Annotated in this window: 18 protein-coding genes; 9 read left to right on the top strand and 9 right to left on the bottom strand. The window is 71.8% G+C overall.

The annotated features are described in order from the left end of the window. Positions 1–57 precede the first annotated feature (57 nt). Positions 58–1,191 (bottom strand): DNA polymerase III subunit beta, encoded by a 1,134-nt coding sequence (gene dnaN / locus DAI17_RS10875; protein WP_107772960.1) that lies wholly within the window; start codon positions 1,189–1,191, stop codon positions 58–60. A gap of 512 nt (positions 1,192–1,703) precedes the next feature. Beyond that, on the bottom strand, positions 1,704–3,152 hold the full coding sequence (gene dnaA, locus DAI17_RS10870) for a chromosomal replication initiator protein DnaA (protein WP_407669718.1): 1,449 nt from the start codon (positions 3,150–3,152) through the stop codon (positions 1,704–1,706). Positions 3,153–3,659: 507 nt separating this feature from the next. Here dnaA and rpmH point away from each other — a divergent pair. The 8 genes from rpmH (at position 3,660) to DAI17_RS10830 (ending at position 9,088) form a co-directional block, all read left to right on the top strand. Then, positions 3,660–3,797 (top strand): 50S ribosomal protein L34, encoded by a 138-nt coding sequence (gene rpmH, locus DAI17_RS10865; protein WP_011758123.1) that lies wholly within the window; start codon positions 3,660–3,662, stop codon positions 3,795–3,797. Positions 3,798–3,832: 35 nt separating this feature from the next. Next, complete coding sequence (gene rnpA, locus DAI17_RS10860) at positions 3,833–4,177, top strand: ribonuclease P protein component (protein WP_107772958.1); 345 nt, start codon at positions 3,833–3,835, stop codon at positions 4,175–4,177. A 13-nt stretch (positions 4,178–4,190) separates the two neighbouring features. After that, positions 4,191–4,448 (top strand): membrane protein insertion efficiency factor YidD, encoded by a 258-nt coding sequence (yidD, locus tag DAI17_RS10855; RefSeq protein WP_107773298.1) that lies wholly within the window; start codon positions 4,191–4,193, stop codon positions 4,446–4,448. 36 nt (positions 4,449–4,484) lie between these two features. Continuing rightward, complete coding sequence (gene yidC / locus DAI17_RS10850; RefSeq protein ID WP_407669732.1) at positions 4,485–5,426, top strand: membrane protein insertase YidC; 942 nt, start codon at positions 4,485–4,487, stop codon at positions 5,424–5,426. 61 nt (positions 5,427–5,487) lie between these two features. After that, a complete protein-coding gene (locus DAI17_RS10845; RefSeq protein WP_199905072.1) occupies positions 5,488–6,075 on the top strand; it encodes a Jag family protein in 588 nt (195 codons plus the stop codon). A gap of 42 nt (positions 6,076–6,117) precedes the next feature. Beyond that, the gene (gene rsmG, locus DAI17_RS10840) at positions 6,118–6,828 is read left to right on the top strand and encodes a 16S rRNA (guanine(527)-N(7))-methyltransferase RsmG (RefSeq protein ID WP_234412443.1); all 711 of its coding nucleotides are present in this window, start codon (positions 6,118–6,120) and stop codon (positions 6,826–6,828) included. A gap of 284 nt (positions 6,829–7,112) precedes the next feature. Continuing rightward, positions 7,113–8,054 (top strand): ParA family protein, encoded by a 942-nt coding sequence (locus DAI17_RS10835; protein WP_325049868.1) that lies wholly within the window; start codon positions 7,113–7,115, stop codon positions 8,052–8,054. Continuing rightward, on the top strand, positions 8,051–9,088 hold the full coding sequence (locus DAI17_RS10830) for a ParB/RepB/Spo0J family partition protein (protein ID WP_107772955.1): 1,038 nt from the start codon (positions 8,051–8,053) through the stop codon (positions 9,086–9,088). Before DAI17_RS10835 ends, DAI17_RS10830 begins: the two co-directional genes overlap by 4 nt. Before the next feature lie 270 nt (positions 9,089–9,358). Here DAI17_RS10830 and DAI17_RS10825 read toward each other — a convergent pair whose 3' ends face one another. Beyond that, positions 9,359–10,135: a lysophospholipid acyltransferase family protein gene (locus DAI17_RS10825; protein ID WP_107772954.1), complete on the bottom strand. Its 777-nt coding sequence runs from the start codon at positions 10,133–10,135 to the stop codon at positions 9,359–9,361. Positions 10,136–10,188: 53 nt separating this feature from the next. Next, positions 10,189–11,403 carry a pyridoxal phosphate-dependent aminotransferase gene (locus tag DAI17_RS10820; protein WP_107772953.1) on the bottom strand — a complete coding sequence of 405 codons (1,215 nt, stop codon included), beginning with the start codon at positions 11,401–11,403 and terminating at the stop codon, positions 10,189–10,191. A gap of 79 nt (positions 11,404–11,482) precedes the next feature. Between DAI17_RS10820 and DAI17_RS10815 the strand changes: the two genes are divergently transcribed. Next, positions 11,483–12,133 (top strand): GNAT family N-acetyltransferase, encoded by a 651-nt coding sequence (locus DAI17_RS10815; protein WP_107772952.1) that lies wholly within the window; start codon positions 11,483–11,485, stop codon positions 12,131–12,133. A gap of 103 nt (positions 12,134–12,236) precedes the next feature. On the opposite strand, the gene trxA is transcribed toward DAI17_RS10815, so the two are convergent. The 5 genes from trxA to DAI17_RS10790 all read right to left on the bottom strand — a co-directional run bounded on the left by trxA (position 12,237) and on the right by DAI17_RS10790 (position 17,124). Then, complete coding sequence (gene trxA, locus DAI17_RS10810) at positions 12,237–12,560, bottom strand: thioredoxin (protein ID WP_107772951.1); 324 nt, start codon at positions 12,558–12,560, stop codon at positions 12,237–12,239. A gap of 85 nt (positions 12,561–12,645) precedes the next feature. Beyond that, entirely contained in the window at positions 12,646–13,659 is a 1,014-nt protein-coding gene (trxB, locus tag DAI17_RS10805) for a thioredoxin-disulfide reductase (RefSeq protein WP_107772950.1), read from the bottom strand. Between the two features lie 118 nt (positions 13,660–13,777). Then, the gene (locus DAI17_RS10800) at positions 13,778–14,509 is read right to left on the bottom strand and encodes a hypothetical protein (RefSeq protein ID WP_107772949.1); all 732 of its coding nucleotides are present in this window, start codon (positions 14,507–14,509) and stop codon (positions 13,778–13,780) included. 57 nt (positions 14,510–14,566) lie between these two features. Then, entirely contained in the window at positions 14,567–15,259 is a 693-nt protein-coding gene (sigM, locus tag DAI17_RS10795) for an RNA polymerase sigma factor SigM (protein WP_199905071.1), read from the bottom strand. Continuing rightward, positions 15,256–17,124 carry a protein kinase family protein gene (locus DAI17_RS10790; protein ID WP_159081478.1) on the bottom strand — a complete coding sequence of 623 codons (1,869 nt, stop codon included), beginning with the start codon at positions 17,122–17,124 and terminating at the stop codon, positions 15,256–15,258. The genes sigM and DAI17_RS10790 overlap by 4 nt, the downstream gene beginning before the upstream one ends. Positions 17,125–17,149: the final 25 nt, after the last annotated feature.

The raw sequence follows: 17,149 nt of genomic DNA, 5'->3' as shown, positions 1-17,149 counted from the left end.
CACCACCCCGACCGCCGTCGCGACGGGCAGGGGGAGACCTAACCGGGACGGGTCGCGCTAGCTGAGCAGCCGGCGCGGCATCAACAGGTAGCGGAAGCCGTTGTCCTCGCCCGCGTCGGTGCTCGAGATGACCACCGGCTTGGTCGCCTGGGTGAACGACAGGTCGACGAACTCGCCGTCGAGCGCGGTCAGGCCGTCGAGCAGGAACTGCGGGTTGAAGCCCGTGGTCAGGTCGTCACCCGTGATCTCGGCGTCGATCGCCTCGGTGGCCATCGCCTCGTCGCCGCTGCCGGCGTCGAGGACCAGCTGGTCGTCGCCGAACTTGAGCTGGACCGCGGTGTTGCGCTCGGCCACCAGGGCGACACGGCGGACCGTGTCGATGAGCTCCTGCTTGTTGACCTTGGCCACGGTCAGGTGCTCGTTGGGGAACAGCGAGCGCACCTTGGGGAACTCGCCGTCCAGGAGTCGGGTGGTGGTGCGTCGTACGCCGCCCAGGCCGGTGCCCTCGAAGCCGATCAGGCCCTCACCGGTGCCGCCGGTGCTCAGCGCGATGGTCACCTCGGCGCCCGAGGTCATCGACTTGGCGGTGTCGCCGAGCACCTTGGCCGGGACCAGGGCGGCCACCGACGCGTCGGGGGTCTGCGGGTTCCACGTCAGCTCGCGGTGCGAGAGCCGGAAGCGGTCGGTGGCCAGCAGCGACATGGTCGGGCCGTCGATCTCGATCCGTACGCCGGTGAGGACGGGCAGCATGTCGTCGCGGCCGGCCGCGGTGACCGCCTGGGCGACCGCGTGCGCGAAGTCGTTGCTGGAGACGGTGCCGGTGGCGGCCGGCATCTCCGGGAGCTTGGGGTAGTCCTCGACCGGCATGGTCTGGAGGCTGAAGCGCGCCGAGCCGCACGTGAGCTGGACCTTGGGGCCCTCGAGGACGACGTCGACCGGCTTGTTGGGCAGGCTGCGGCAGATGTCGGCGAGGAGCCGACCGCTGACCAGGGCGCTGCCGTCGTCGCTGACCTGCGCGGTGAGGTCGGCCCGCGCGGAGGTCTCGTAGTCGAAGGTCGAGAGGACCAGGCCCTCGTTGCTCGCCTCGATCAGCAGGCCCGCGAGCACCGGGGCGCTGGGACGGACCGGGAGGCTACGGGCCGCCCAGGCGACGGCGTCGGCGAAGACGTCGCGTTCGACGCGGAACTTCACTGCGGGCTCCTCGGTGCGGTGGACGGCAGGTGATCGGTGGCTCGCAGCAGGGGGCTGGGACGCACGATCGGGCAGGGACGAACCACACGCCTCGGCGCGTGGGAGGTGAATCCTGCCATGCCGCTCCTCATCGTGGGGTGGTGCCGGTCAGGTTGTCGCTCCGGCCGTCGGTCGGGTTGTCCCCAGGCAGAGGGCGGTGTGGTGTTCGACGAGCGATCGATCCGTGTAGAGGTTCGTGGGAGTCATAGGGTCCGTGGAAACTGTGGACAACTCGCGTCGTCGCAGGTCGCGGCGCTCGATCGTCGTGCACAGGGGCTGTTGAGGAGCCTGTCGACGCCTGCGCCTGGGTGTGCACGCCGCCGCGTCGTCGCCGGTCGTCGCGCAGGATCCCCACAGGGGGTGTGCACGACAGGCCGCGTCGAACCACACGTCCTCCACATCGCACAGCCGTGTGATTCACGGGCGCGCCCCGTGCGCTCGAGCGTGCTGGGGTGGGCCGCTGTGCGGGCCGGTCAGGGCTGGCGGGCCTGCATCTTGACGCGGTTGGTGAGCTCGCTGACCTGGTTGAAGACGGCCCGCCGCTCGGCGAGCAGCTGGCGGATCTTGCGGTCGGCGTACATGACCGTCGTGTGGTCGCGGTTGCCGAACTCGGCGCCGATCTTGGGCAGCGAGAGGTCGGTGAGCTCGCGGCACAGGTACATGCCGATCTGGCGGGCCATCACCAGGTGGCGCCCGCGGCTCGGCCCGGTGAGGTCCTCGATGGAGACGCCGAAGTAGGCGGCGGTCTGGGCGATGATCAGGCCGGGGGTGATCTCCGGCTCGCCGCCCTCGGGGATCAGGTCCTTGAGGACGATCTCGGCCAGGGTCATGTCGACGTCCTGGCGGTTGAGGTTGGCGAACGCGGTCACCCGGATCAGCGCACCCTCGAGCTCGCGGATGTTGGTCTGGATCTTGCTGGCGATGAACTCGAGGACGTCCGGGGGCGCGGTGAGGCGGTCCATGGCGGCCTTCTTGCGCAGGATCGCGATGCGGGTCTCGAGGTCGGGCGGCTGCACGTCGGTGATCAAGCCCCACTCGAACCGGTTGCGCAGCCGGTCCTCCAGGGCCTCGAGACGCTTGGGGGCGCGGTCGGAGGTCAGCACGATCTGCTTGTTGGCGTTGTGGAGGGTGTTGAACGTGTGGAAGAACTCCTCCTGGGTCTGCGTCTTGCCCTCGAGGAACTGGATGTCGTCGATCAGCAGGACGTCGACGTCGCGGTAGCGCCGCTTGAAGCGGTCCTGCCGGTCGTCGCGGATCGCGTTGATGAACTCGTTGGTGAACTCCTCGCTGGAGACGTAGCGCACCTTGGCCCCGGTGTAGAGGCTGCGGACGTAGTGCCCGATCGCGTGCAGCAGGTGCGTCTTGCCCAGCCCGGACTCCCCGTAGACCAGGAGCGGGTTGTAGGCCTTGCCCGGCGCCTCGGCCACCGCGACCGCGGCCGCGTGCGGGAAGCGGTTGGAGGACCCGATGACGAACGTCTCGAACGTGTACTTGGGGTTGAGGCGGGTCTCGAGGGCGGAGCCCGCCCGGCGCTCGGGGGCCGGCTCGTCCGCGACGCTGGGGAGCGGTGCGATCCCCACCGGGGTCGACATGTCGTCATGTGACTTTGTCGACATGTCGATGTCTCGCTGCTCGACGTCGTGGGCGACGACATCGGCGGGCCCCTCCGCCTCCAGTGCGGGGTTGACCGTGACGGCCAGGCGGATCTCCCGGCCGAGGGCGTCGCTCAAGGCGTCCTCGAGCTGGCCACGCAGCCGGCCCTCGAGCTGGTTGCGGGTGAAGTCGTTGGGCACGGCGATGATGGCCGTGCTCTCGTGCAGCGTCACCGGCTCGCTCGCGCGCAGCCAGGCACGCTGGTTGGGCTGCAGGTCACGGACGATGGCGCGCCAGACCGTCCCCAGGTCGGTCTCCGGGTGTTCCACGAGTGCCTCCACGCCTCACTGGTCTCGACCCCGGCCGCCGGGTGCGGGCGCCAGGTGCTCCACAGAGTTTTCCACAGTCTGTGAACCACCGACCGTCGAACGCCGACGTGGCAGCGCAGCGCCGTACCGCGGGGGGAAGAGGGGTGGTGCGGGTCATCTCGTCGCACCGGGTGACCCGGAACCTAACAAGGCGCCGACACTCGCGGCAAGGCGTCATCCACAGGCCCGCCGATCGTGTCATCATCGCTGGTTTGACCCGGTGTTTCCGCCCCGCGTACCGTTGGCCGGTCGCCTCCGGGCGATGACCTTCCCTGTCACCACCTTCCCTGTCACCACTTCGCGTCGACGGGTGCCGCATGTCCACGACTTCATGCCCACCGGGGCGTGCGCGTGGGTGGGCGGTGCCGGCCGAAGCGCCGTACCGCACCGGTGCCCTGTCGCCCGTGCGGGCCACCGATCCACCGGCTGTGGAGTGGACACCGTCAGAAAACGCATCGGAGACAACTCGTGAGCAAGCGTACGTACCAGCCGAACAACCGCCGCCGTCACAAGGTGCACGGTTTCCGCCTGCGCATGCGCACCCGCGCCGGCCGCGCCATCCTGTCCTCGCGCCGTCGCAAGGGCCGCAAGAGCCTGGCCGTCTGAGCCACGCCCCGGCGACCGCTCACCCCACCGCGACCGTGCTGCCGGCGCACCACCGGCTGGTCGATGGCGACGCCTTCCGCGTCACCGTCCGGACCGGCCGACGCTCCGGCTCCCGGACGCTGGTCGTGCACCTCGGTACCTCCGAGGTCGACGCCCCGGCCCGTGCCGGTTTCGTGGTGAGCAAGGCCGTGGGCAACGCCGTGGTCCGCAACCGCGTGAAGCGCCGACTCCGACACCTGACCCGGGAGCACCTGCCGTCGCTGCAGGAGCTCCCGGGTTCTGCCGTCCTCGTGGTCCGTGCCCTCCCGGCGAGCGCCACGGCGTCGTACGCGGAACTCGGCGCCGACCTGGACCGTTGCCTGTCGAGGGTGATGTCGTGATCGAGGTGTGGGCGTGAGACTGCTGCTGATCGGGCTGCTCCGCGCCTACCGCGCGGTCATCAGTCCGCTCTACGGCCAGGTCTGCCGCTACCACCCGTCCTGCTCGGCCTACGCGCTCGAGGCGGTCACGCAGCACGGTTCGCTGCGAGGCAGCTGGCTCGCCGTACGACGCCTCGCCCGGTGCCACCCGTGGGCCGCCGGCGGTTACGACCCCGTTCCACCCCGCGCCGCAGCAGCCGGCCCGGATCCCACCTCCACTCGAGGAGCATGAGTGATCGACTTCTTCACTACCATCGGCGGCTTCATCATGACGCCGCTGTACTACGTCATCTCCGCGGTCCTGGTGGGCTGGCACAACGTCTTCGGCGACATCTTCGGGCCGGCGTCGGGTGTGGCGTGGGTGCTGTCGATCATCGGCCTGACCCTGGTGGTGCGGGCGGCGCTGATCCCGCTGTTCGTCAAGCAGATCAAGTCCAGCCGCAACATGCAGCTCATCCAGCCCAAGGTGAAGGAGCTGCAGAAGAAGTACGGGCACGACCGGGAGCGTCTCGCGCAGGAGACGATGAAGCTCTACAAGGACTCGGGCACCAACCCGTTCGCGTCCTGCCTGCCGATCCTGCTCCAGATGCCGATCTTCCTGGCGCTGTTCCGGCTCCTCGACCAGGCGGCGCGCAACCCTGACGAGCAGCGCGGCCTGATGACGCCGACGCTCAACGAACAGCTCGGCGACGCGGTCTTCCTCGGGGCGAAGATCTCCGACACGTTCCTCAGCACCGACGACTGGAACGTCCGCCTCCTCGCCGCCGTGCTGGTGATCGCGATGACGGCCACGACCTTCCTCACCCAGCGCCAGCTGATGAGCAAGAACATGCCGGCCGACGCGCTCACCGGGCCGTACGCCCAGCAGCAGAAGCTGCTGCTCTACGTCCTCCCCGTCGTCTTCGCGGTCGGTGGCATCGCGTTCCCGATCGGCGTGCTCTTCTACTGGACCACCTCCAACCTGTGGACGATGGGCCAGCAGTTCTACGTGATCCGCAACAACCCCGCGCCCGGCACGCCGGCCTTCGCGGCCAAGGAGGAGCGCGACAAGGCCAAGGCCCAGCGCAAGGGCCTCGTCACCGACGCCCAGGCGTCCCAGGACACGCTGTCGACCTCGACGGAGGTCGAGGAGCGTCCCGCCCCCCGCGTCCAGCCCAAGCGCCAGACCAAGGCCCAGCGCCAGGCCAAGAAGAAGCCCAAGGGTCACTGACCCTTCCCCAGCCGTCCGCGGGGCGACCCGCAGCCCACACTGATCCCAGGAGCGAATCCACGTGAGTGACCCGACAGACCTGCAGGAGACCGCCGCCGCCGAGGCCACGGACGCCGAGACCTCGCCCGAGACGGCGACCGACCGCGGGGACACGGACCGCGTCGACGCGCGTGCCGAGTCGCGCCCCTCGAAGGTCGAGCGCTTGGAGCAGGAGGGTGACATCGCCGCCGACTACCTCGAGGAGCTGCTCGACATCGCAGACCTCGACGGCGACCTCGACATGGACGTGGAGGGTGACCGGGCCGCGGTCTCCATCGTCGGGGCCGACCTCTCGCAGCTGGTGGGGCGCAACGGCGAGGTGCTCGACGCGCTGCAGGAGCTGACCCGCCTGGCCGTCTACCGCGAGACCGGCGAGCGGTCGCGCCTGATGCTGGACATCTCCGGCCACCGCGCCGAGCAGCGCCGCCGGCTGGTAGAGCTCGCCACCGAGAAGATCGCGCTGGTCAAGGAGACGGGCGAGCAGGTGTCGCTGTCCCCGATGACTTCCTTCGAGCGCAAGGTCATCCACGATGCCGTCTCGGCCGCCGGGCTGACCTCGGAGTCCGAGGGCGCGGAGCCCAAGCGTCACGTCGTCATTCTCCCCGCCTGACCGGCTCCGCCGGACAGGCCTGTTTCACGTGAAACGAGCCCCGTGACCCACGAGCACGACCGCACACCCTCCCCGCCCGACGAGGCCGGGAGGGTGTTCGCGTCCGACCGGCTGCCCATCGCGGTGGCGTACGCCGACCTGCTCGCCACCGATGGCGTGGTGCGCGGGCTCATCGGTCCGCGAGAGGCGCCCCGGCTCTGGGACCGGCACCTGCTCAACTCCGCGGTGCTCGGGGAGGTCATCCCCCAGGGCAGCACGGTGTGCGACATCGGCTCGGGTGCCGGGCTCCCCGGTCTTGTGCTCGCCATCGCCCGGCCCGACCTGAGCATCACCCTGGTGGAGCCGCTGCTGCGACGGACCACCTTCCTCGACGAGGCGGTGGAGACGCTGTCACTGGTCAATGTCGAGGTCGTGCGTGGGCGGGCAGACGCCCTCCACGGATCCCGGACCTTCGACGTGGTGACCTCGCGCGCGGTCGCTCCCCTGGACCGTCTGCTCGAGTGGTCGATGCCGCTCGTCGCCCCCACCGGTGCCCTCGTCGCCATGAAGGGTTCGAACGTGAGCGAGGAGATCGACGCGGCTCGCCCCGTGCTCGAGCGCTGGCGGTGCGGGCAGCCGGAGGTCCTGACCCTCGGCGACGGAATCCTTCTCCACAGCACGCACGCCCTGAGAGTGGCTTGGGCGGACCCCGCGCGGGTAGGTTGGCCGCTTGCTCCGGCGAAGCGCAGCTCGCGCCGCCGGCGTGCCCGCTGATCGTCCGGGACGCACGCACGCGTGGGTTCCCTCGTTCGTCCTGTGTGTAGTGAAAGGCCTGGCCCGTGTCTGAGGACCACCCGGTGCACGACTCCTCCGCCGAGGGGACCGATCGAGACCCGTCCGAGAGCTCGACGCAGTTTTCCACCGGTCCCGGGACCGCCCCTGAGCGTGAATATCCACAGAATGTGGGAGTTCATCCACAGAAGGTGGACGACGACGTTTCACGTGAAACGCCGGAGGGCGATTCGGTTTCACGTGAAACACCGCCTCGGCCCTACCGCGTGCGCACCGCCGCGGAGCTTGCGGAGGGTCCCGAGGCGCTGCACGACGAGACGACTCCCCTGGCCCGCGCCGCGGAGCACTCGGTGCTCGCCCGGACGGGCGGTCTGCACCGCGGGCGTGAGGTCCCCCGTCCCCGGGAGACGCGGGTGTTCGTCGTGGCGAACCAGAAGGGCGGCGTCGGCAAGACGACGTCCACCGTCAACGTCGCCGCGGCGATGGCCCAGCTCGGGCAGCGGGTGCTGGTGATCGACCTCGACCCTCAGGGCAACGCCTCGACGGCGTTGAGCGTGGAGCACCACCGCGGCGTGCCCTCGACGTACGACATGCTCGTGGACGGCCAGCCCCTCGGGGAGGTGATGACGCAGAGCCAGGACCTCCCCGGACTGTGGGTCGTGCCCGCCACCATCGACCTGGCCGGTGCCGAGATCGAGCTGGTCAGCGTGGTGGCCCGGGAGAGCCGGCTGCAGAAGGCCCTGGCCGCCCACCACCTGATCGGCACCGCGGACGAGGCGGGCGAGGACCGCTTCGACTACGTCTTCGTCGACTGTCCCCCGTCCCTGGGCCTGCTGACGCTCAACGCGCTGGTGGCCGGTCGGGAGATGTTCATCCCCATCCAGGCCGAGTACTACGCCCTCGAGGGCCTCGGGCAGCTCCTCGAGACGGTCGACATGGTCCGCAAGCACCTCAACCCCGCGCTGGTCGTCTCCACGATCCTGCTGACGATGTACGACGCCCGCACCCGGCTCGCTGCCGGCGTGGCGACCGAGGTGCGTGACCACTTCGGCGACGAGGTCCTCAAGACCGCGGTCCCCCGCTCGGTGCGCGTGTCGGAGGCGCCGTCGTACGGACAGACCGTGATGACCTACGATCCGGCGTCGGCGGGTGCCCTGAGCTATCTGGAGGCGGCCCGCGAGATCGCCACCAAGGGAGCACCCAGATGACGTCCACCCCCAAGCCCGTCCGCCGGGGCCTCGGCCGCGGCCTCGGCTCGCTCATCCCCACCGCCCCGCCGGAGGCGGCTCCGGGTGCGGTGACCGGGACCAACGGGTCCGGTCCCTCCGAGCCGGTCGGCGGTCCCGGGACTGACGGTGCCACGTCGAACCACGACGCGTCGGCGGCGGTCGACCACGCGACGACGGACCGACGGCCCGCGGGTGAGGTATCCGGCTCGTGGTTCGCCGAGCTCCCCATCGACCAGGTGCGTCCCAACGCGCGGCAGCCGCGGCAGGTGTTCGAGGAGGAGGCGCTGGCCGAGCTGGTGCACTCCATCACCGAGGTGGGTCTCCTCCAGCCCGTCGTCGTGCGCCGCACCGAGGAGGACTCCTACGAGCTGATCATGGGTGAGCGCCGGTGGCGCGCCGCCCAGGAGGCCGGCCTGACGGCCATCCCCGCGATCGTCCGCGACACCGACGACAACGACATGCTGCGTGACGCGCTGCTGGAGAACCTGCACCGTTCCCAGCTCAACCCGCTGGAGGAGGCGGCCGCCTACGGGCAGCTGCTCGAGGACTTCGGCTGCACCCACGACGAGCTCGCCCAGCGCATCGGTCGCTCGCGGCCCCAGATCAGCAACACCCTGCGGCTCCTCAAGCTCTCCCCCGCCGTCCAGCGCCGGGTCGCCGCGGGCGTTCTGTCCGCCGGTCACGCCCGTGCGCTGCTCACCGTCGAGGACGCCGACCTGCAGGACCGCCTGGCCGCCCGGGTCACCGCCGAGGGCATCAGCGTCCGCGGGCTGGAGGAGATCGTGTCCGTCGGGCCCGGCCAGCGTGGCTCGGCGCGGACCCCGCGCACGCGTCCGACCGCCCCGGGGCTCTCCGACCTGGCCGACCGCCTCTCCGACCGCTTAGAGACCCGGGTCAAGGTCGACCTGGGCAAGTCGAAGGGCAAGATCACCGTCGAGTTCGCCTCCCTGGACGACCTGCGGCGCATCGTCGAGGTCATGGACCCCCGCAACCGGACCGACCGCCCCATCTGACGCGGCGCTCTTGCCCGGCCCCGGCGGCAGCGCACGTGCCCGCTGCCCCAGCGTTCGTCGTACCGGATCCCGCCCAGGCGACGCTAGTTTGGGACGAAATCGGTGGAGAAACCGCGGAGATCAACCGAGATCGTCCCAAACTACCCGGCTGGACCGGACGCTGACCTGCGGAAACGCGCTATGTCGACAAAGCGACAAGACGACTGATCGACAAGACCATAAGTCGTGCTGCCGTGCCGGTGCCCGCCTGACGACCCGGCCGGACGGCGCTCAGCGGCCCTTGGCGGCGGCGCGCTTGGCCGCCCGCTTGCGGGCGCGCTCCCGCTTCTCCTCGGCGTCGAGCACTGCGGCCTCCTCGAGCGTGGGTGCCGAGCCACCGAGGCGCTTCGGCAGCCACCAGGAGCCGGGAGGCTGCTCCTCGGCGGGATAGGCGGCGATCGTCTGGTCGAGCAGGGCGCTCATCCGCGCCTTGAGCTCGGCGGTCTCCGCGGCCGGGTTCTCCCCGGTGGGGTACATCGGCTCCCCGACGGTCAGCGCGATGGTCTTGCCACGGCTGAAGTCCCGCGGGTGGTCCTTGGTCATCATCCGCTGGGTGCCCCACAGGATGACGGGCACGAGCGGCACCCCCGCCGCGGCGGCGATGCGCACCGCGCCGGTCTTGATCTCCTTGATCTCCATCGAGCGCGAGATCGTGGCCTCGGGGAAGATCCCGACCGCCTCGCCGGCCTCGAGGTACTCCAGGGCGACGTCCAGCGACTTCTCCCCGGACGCCCGGTCCACTTCGATGTGGTGCAGGGAGCGCATCAGCGGGCCCACGGCCGGGTGGTCGAAGAGCTCGCGCTTGGCCATGAAGCGCACCAGCCGGCGGGAGGGCCGGGCCGCGAAGCCGCCGTAGATGAAGTCGACGTACCCGATGTGGTTGTAGGCGAGCAGCACGCCGCCGGTGCGGGGCACGTTCTCGGTGCCGGTCATCTGGAACCGCTGACCGAGCGCCTTGAAGCCCGCGAGCGCGGTCCAGACGATCGGGGGGTAGGTCACGTCGCGCATGCGGTGAGCCTAGGGGCCGGACGCCGCGGCGGCGAGCAGGTGAGACGCGCCCCTCAGCGCCGGGTGGCGAGGAAGTCGGCGATCCGGCCGATCGCCTCCTCCAGCACGCTGGCCTCGGGGAGCGTCACCAGGCGGAAGTGGTCGGGCTCGAACCAGTTGAAGCCGGTGCCGTGGGTGACCAGGATCTTCTTGGCCCGCAGCAGGTCCAGCACGAGCTCCTGGTCGTCCTCGATGGCGTAGACCTCGGGGTCGAGGCGCGGGAAGCAGTAGAGCGCGCCCCTGGGGGTCACGTTGGAGACGCCCGGGATCTCGTTGAGCAGCCGGTCGGCGAGCATCGACTGCTCGTAGTAGCGGCCGCCGGGCCCGATGAGCTCCTCCACGGACTGGTAACCGCCCAGGGCGGTCTGGATCGCGTGCTGGGCGGGCACGTTGGCGCACATCCGCATGTTGGCGATCAGGGTGAGGCCCTCGAGGAAGTCGGTGGCGATCTCCTTGGGGCCCGAGATCATCACCCAGCCGGCGCGGTAGCCGCAGACGCGGTAGGCCTTGGACAGGCCGCTGAAGGTGAGGCAGAGGACGTCGTTGCCGGCGTACGTCGCGGCGTGGTGGTGCTGCGCGTCCTCGAACAGGATCTTCTCGTAGATCTCGTCGGAGAGGACGACCAGCTCGTGGCGGCGCGCGATGTCGACCAGCCCCTTGACCGTCTCCTCGCTGTAGACCGCACCCGTGGGGTTGTTGGGGTTGATGATGACCAGTGCGTGGGTGTTCTCGGTGATCTTGGACTCGATGTCGGCGAGGTCGGGGTTCCACCCGTCCTCCTCGTCGCAGCGGTAGTGCACCGCCTTGCCGCCCGACAGCGTCACCGCGCCGGTCCACAGCGGGTAGTCGGGGGCCGGCACCAGGACCTCGTTGCCGTCGTCGAGGAAGGCCTGCAGCACCATCGAGATGAGCTCGGAGACGCCGTTGCCGATGAAGACGTCCTCGACGCTGACGTCGCGGAGCCCGCGGGACTGGTAGTAGTTCGTCACCGCCGTGCGCGCGGAGTAGATGCCCTGGGAGTCGCTGTAGCCCGTGGACATCGGCAGGTGGTGGATCACGTCGGCGAGGATCGCCTCCGGCGCCTCGAAGCCGAACGGGGCGGTGTTGCCGATGTTGAGCTTGAGGATCCGGTGGCCCTCCGCCTCGAGGCGGTGGGCCTCGAGCAGGATCGGGCCCCGGACGTCGTAGCGGACTCCACGCAGCTTCTTGCTCTGGACGATCGGGCGCACGAACCCATCCTCTCAGGCCCGCCCGCGGCCTAGCATGGGGATTGCGTGCGTGGACAGCTCCCGGCAGCCAGGAGGCCCGATGTCGCGTCGTACCGCCCCGATCACCGTCGACCACCTCGAGCAGGTCGCCGAGCCCTGCCGCTCGTGCCTGTTCTGGGAGCTCGACGCCGTGAGCCGGGCCCGCCTCGACCACGATGAACGGGTCGCGGAGAAGCAGCAGTGGCTCTCGACGGTGCTGCGCGAGTGGGGGTCCTGCGGCCGGGTGGTGCTCGTGGACGGCCGGGTGGCGGGTCACGCGATCTACGTGCCGGCAGCCTTCGTGCCCGGGCAGGCCGCGCTGCCGACGGCGCCGGTGTCCCCGGACGCGGTGGTGCTGACCACGGTCCACGTCGAGTCGTGGGCGCGCGGCGGCGGGCTCGGTCGGCTGCTGGTCCAGGGGATGGCTCGGGACCTGGTGACCCGCGGGATCGTCGCCGTGGAGGCCTTCGGCGACACCCGCGGCCGGGCGAACGGGTGCGTGATGCCGGCCGAGTTCCTGGGCCGGGTCGGGTTCTGGACCCAGCGGGCGCACGTCACGACCCCGCGGATGCGCATGGAGCTCCGCTCGGCGATCAGCTGGAAGGACGAGGTCGAGGCCGCGCTGGAGAAGCTGTGGGGGGTGGTGCGCCCGGCCCCCGTGCGGGCTCCCCAGCAGCCGCGGACCCTGCCCACCCGGCGTACGGGGCACTGACGGGGCACCTAGCGGCACGGGGAGGCCCCGGGACGTACGACGCCCCGGCCTGCTCCCTATTGACGTCACAGGGGCGGACCGGGGCGTGCGCGACGAGACCGACTCAGATGAAGTCGGCGAGCTCCTTGAGGAGCGCGGCCTTGGGCTTGGCGCCCACGATGGACTTCACGACCTCGCCGTCCTTGTAGACGTTGATGGTCGGGATGCCGGTGACGCGGTAGGACGAGGGGGTCACGGGGTTCTCGTCGACGTTCATCTTGAGGAAGGTGACCTTGTCGCCGTGCTGGGCGTTGATCTCGTCGAGGATCGGGGCGACCTGGCGGCAGGGTCCGCACCACTCGGCCCAGAAGTCCACGAGGACGGGCTTGTCGGACTTGAGGACCTGGGTCTCGAAGTCGGCGTCGGTCACGGCGGCGATGTTGGCCACTGATCTACCTCTCTCAGGGGTCTGGGGTTCTGCGTACTGGTGAGTGAACACGGTGCCGGGGACATCTGTTCCCCGGCGACCGGCGTCAGAGACCGGCGGTCTGGACGACCTCGGTGACGATCTCGTCGGTCTCCTCGGGCGAGGCGTCGACGAGCGCGGCGTGGTCGAGGGCGGCGACGTACCGCTCGGCGTCCAGGGCCGCGGCGCAGCCGGTGCCGGCGGCGGTGACGGCCTGCCGGTACTGGTGGTCGACGAGGTCGCCGGCGGCGAAGACGCCCTGCACGTTGGTGGCCGTCGAGGGGTGGTCGACGAGTACGTAGCCCTCGTCGTCGAGGTCCACCTGGCCGGCCAGCAGCTCCGAGCGCGGGTCGTGGCCGATGGCGATGAACAGGCCGGTGACGTCGAGCTGGCGCTCCTCACCGGTGACGGTGTCGCGCAGCACGACCGACTCGAGCTTGTCGTCGCCGTTGATCGAGGCGACCTCGGAGTTCCACACCATCTCCAGCTTGGGGTCGGCGAACGCCCGCTCCTGCATGATCTTGGAGGCGCGCAGCTCGTCGCGGCGGTGGATCATGTAGACCTTCGAGGCGAAGCGGGTCAGGAAGGTGGCCTCCTCGACCGCGGAGTCGCCGCCGCCCACGACGGCGATGGCCTGCTCGCGGAAGAAGAAGCCGTCGCACGTGGCGCACCAGGAGACGCCGCGGCCGGAGAGCTCCTCCTCGCGGGGGAGGCCGAGCTTGCGGTAGCCGGAGCCGGTCGCGAGGACCACCGATCGCGCGGTGTAGGTGTCGGTGGCGGTCTTCACGACCTTGACGTCGCCGGTGAGGTCGACCTCGACCACGTCGTCGGCGACGAGCTCGGCGCCGAAGCGCTCGGCCTGGGCGCGCATCTCGTCCATCAGCGCGGGGCCCATGATGCCGTCGCGGAAGCCGGGGAAGTTCTCCACCTCGGTGGTGTTCATCAGGGCACCGCCGGCGGTGACGGACCCCTCGAGGACGAGCGGCTGGAGGGCGGCACGCGCGGCGTACACCGCAGCCGTGTAGCCCGCCGGGCCCGATCCGATGATGATCACGTTGCGGGTGGCGGTGGGCTCAGTCATGCGGTCTCAGGGCTCCTGGGATGGGGGGTGTGGTACGTCGATCTCAACCGATCGTAGGCGAGGGTTGTTCCCGGGCGTGGCGCGCACCACTCCGCGGCGTACGGCGTGTGCTCGCGGCTCAGGGCGCGGGCAGCGCGGTCGTGGCCACGACCTCGCCGGAGCCGCAGACGTAGACGTCGACCACCTGGCGGTCGGCGGCCGGCGGTCGGAGCACGACCACCGCGGGACGGCCGTCCCAGGTGGCAGCCACGCGCTCGCCCTCGCCGGTGCCGGGCGCGCAGCCGGACTCCGCGTCGTACGCCGCGGCGCCACCGCGGTCGACCAGCGCCCGGACGGCCGGGCGCAGCGGCTCGTCGCTGCTGAGCTCCAGCGGTGCCGCGAAGGCGGACCCGGACCGCTCGCTGCTGGCACCCGGCTCCTGGGCCAGCTCGCTGGGCGCGGACTCGTCGGCCGAGCCCCCGCCGGCGTCGGACCCCGCGTCCGGACGGGTCTGGACGGCGGCGTCCCCGGCGGAGGTCGACTCGTCGGACCCGCCGGAGTCCAGGACCTGGGGCAGGGCGACGCCGAGGACCACGACGGCGGCGGCGGCCACGAGGCCCGAGGCCAGGGCCCGGCGGCGGCGCGAGGGGAGGGGCACGACGGGCGCGACGGGCTCCGTGGACGTCTGGCGCCGCTCGGCGGCGAGGTCGGCCAGGACGGCGTCCAGGCGTGCGACCACGTCGGCGGGGACGGGGTCGGTGTGCCGGGCCTCGGCGAGGCGGGCGCGGACGGCCGCCTCCTCGGCGGGGGGCAGGACCGGGCGGTCGGGGGCCTGGTCGGCTGGGTCGGCACGGTCGTCGTGGGCGGGCATCGGCTCACCTCCTCGGGTGGCTGGGGTCGGGACGCTCGGGCGGGGTCCGGGCAGGGATCAGCGGCCGCGACGGGGCGGGGCGCGGGCTGCGCTGGTGGATGGGACGTCGGCTGCGGCGGGCGGGTTCCCCGGCGCGGAGGCGGGCGCGGCCGGTCCGAGCGGAGCCAGCAGCGGGGCGAGCCGCGCGCGGCCGCGCGAGCAGCGCGACTTCACGGTGCCCTCGGCGCAGTCGAGGATCTCCGCGGCCTCGGCCACCGAGTAGCCCTCCATGTCGACGAGCACCAGCGCGGCCCGTTGGTCCGGGGCCAGGGTCGCGAGCGCGTCGAGGACGACCTGCCGGCGCTCGGCCGCGAGCGCGCCGGCCTCGGGGTCGTGGTCGTCGTCGGTCGAGGCGACCAGCGCACCGCGTGCCGCCCGCTCCTCCAGGTCGTCGGGCAGGGCGTCGGCGGCCCGCACCTTCGCGGCCCGGATGCGGTCGAGGCACGCGTTGACGACCACCCGGTGCAGCCAGGTGGTGACCGCGGCCTCGCCCCGGAAGGACCCAGCGCGGCGGAACGCCGCCACCATCCCGTCCTGCAGGCCGTCGGCGGCGTCGGTCGGGTTCCCCATGGTGCGCAGCGCGACGGCCCAGAGCCGGTCGCGGTGCCGGGTGAAGAGCTCGCCGAACGCGTCGGCGTCCCCGTCCACGTGGGCGGCCAGGAGCTCGGCGTCGGACCGCTCGCCGTACGACGGGGTGGGCACGTCCCTCACCCGGAGACGACCACGTCGGCGATCGTGCCGCGGTAGGTGCCGTCGAGCTGGGGGAGCGCGGTGAGCCACACGGTCACGAAGCGCCCGGACACGGCCTCGTCGAGGTCGACCGTGAGGGTCCCGTTGCCGGTCGCCGTGCCGACGGGCGTCAGCTCGGCCACCCCGGCGGGGGCCTGGCCGGTGACGAAGATCGACAGCGAGGTCGGTCCGCCCAGCGTGGCCACCTCGACCTTCCGCACCCCTCGGGTGCGGCCGAGGTCGAGGACCAGCCCGACGCCGGTCTTCAAGCCCGCGGGACCGAGCTGCTGGTCGTAGCTCGAGGTGTACCACGACGTGGCGGCGTTGCCGTCGAGGGCCAGCGGCACCAGCTCGGAGTTCTCCACCTGTCCGTCGGTGCCCTGCGGGTCGAAGTCCTTGCCCGTCACGTCCGGGAAGGGGGTGGGGGCCGCGGTGGTCACCGGGGAGCTCGGGGTCTCGGTCGTCTGCTCGTCGCCGTCCCCGCGTCCGAGCTGGTAGGCCGCCAGCGCGGCGAGCGCGACGAGCAGGCACAGCCCGATGAGCAGGGCGAGCCGGATCCAGCTCCGACCCGGGACGGAGACGTCGCCGGTGTCGTAGGCCGGCCACGACCCGGAGCCGGTCTGCTGGCCCGCATGCGAGCCGGTGCCGCCGGAGGTGCCCTCCCAGGGCCAGTAGCCGCTCGAGGACCCACCCGGGGTGGCCCCCTCGCGCGGACGTCGCGCCGGCTGTCCCTCCGGCGGGTCGGGGGCGAACAGCGGCTTGGCGGGACGCTCCTCGAAGGGCGGCGGCGGGGGCGGGGCCTCCGACCGTGCCGACACCCACCCGACGTCGTCGCGCTCGTCGTCGAAGACCGGCATGCCCGCCTGGGTCGGCTGGTCGGCGCGGGGGCCCGGCGTGCGCCCGACCGGCCCGCGACCCGGCTCGTCGGCGGCCGGGACGACGGCGGTCGGCTCGCCGGTCGGCACGACGGCGGTCGCCTCGCCGGTCGGCTCGGCGGCGGGCTCCTCGGGGGCCTCGCGGACCTGCTCCGGAGCGAACGGCGGCGCCCACGGCGGCAGGATCGGGTGGTCCTGCGTCTCACGCATCCCCGACGCGTCGCCCACGTAGTCGCGCAGCATCTCCGCGATGACGTCCGCCGAGATGCCGACGCGGCCCTCCCGGCCCTCGTTGATGACCTGGTCGCACAGCGCGTCCAGGGCGCGCGGGATCCCGGCCCGGACCCGCCGCGGCCGCAGCACGGCGCCGTGGTCGGTGGGGGCGTCGGGGAGCTGGGAGGGCGAGACGCCCGCCCACTTGCCGGTCAGGGCGGCGTACAGCAGGGCGGCGACGTCGACGAGGTCGTCGGTACGCCGTCCGGGGGGCAGGCCGTGGAGCGCGGCGTCGACGCCGAAGCCGATGATCCGGACCTGGCCGTGGTGGTCGATCAGCACGTTCTCCGGGACGATGCGGCCGTGGGTGAGGCCGGCGTCGTGGGCCAGGGCGATGCTGTCGGCGACCTCGGAGACGATCCAGGCGGCGCGGCGCGGCTGGAGGGGACCGTCGTTGGCCAGCAGGGCGTCCAGCGACGTGCCCTGGCCCCACTCGTTGACCACGAAGCAGAGCCCGTCGACCTGCTCGGCGTCCAGCACGCGCAGCAGCCGGGGGTCGGCGTGCGGGGCGACCTCGCGGGCGGCCTCCAGCATGCTGGAGGCGCGGGGGTCGTCGCGGTCGATGAGGTGCACGGCCACGTGCCGGTGCAGCACCGAGTCGTGGGCGCGCCAGAAGCGGCCACCCTCACTCTCCGCGAGGAGGTCGTCGAGTCGGTACCGGGAGGCGAGGACCTCGCCGGCGTGGATCGAGTCGGGCATGCTCACCTCGCTCCCCGGGCTCCGG

This window comes from Nocardioides sediminis, assembly GCF_003047295.1.
Lineage (GTDB): Bacteria > Actinomycetota > Actinomycetes > Propionibacteriales > Nocardioidaceae > Nocardioides > Nocardioides sediminis.
Note: the sequence above shows the minus strand (reverse complement) of the source record. Positions and strands in the feature narration are given on the sequence as shown.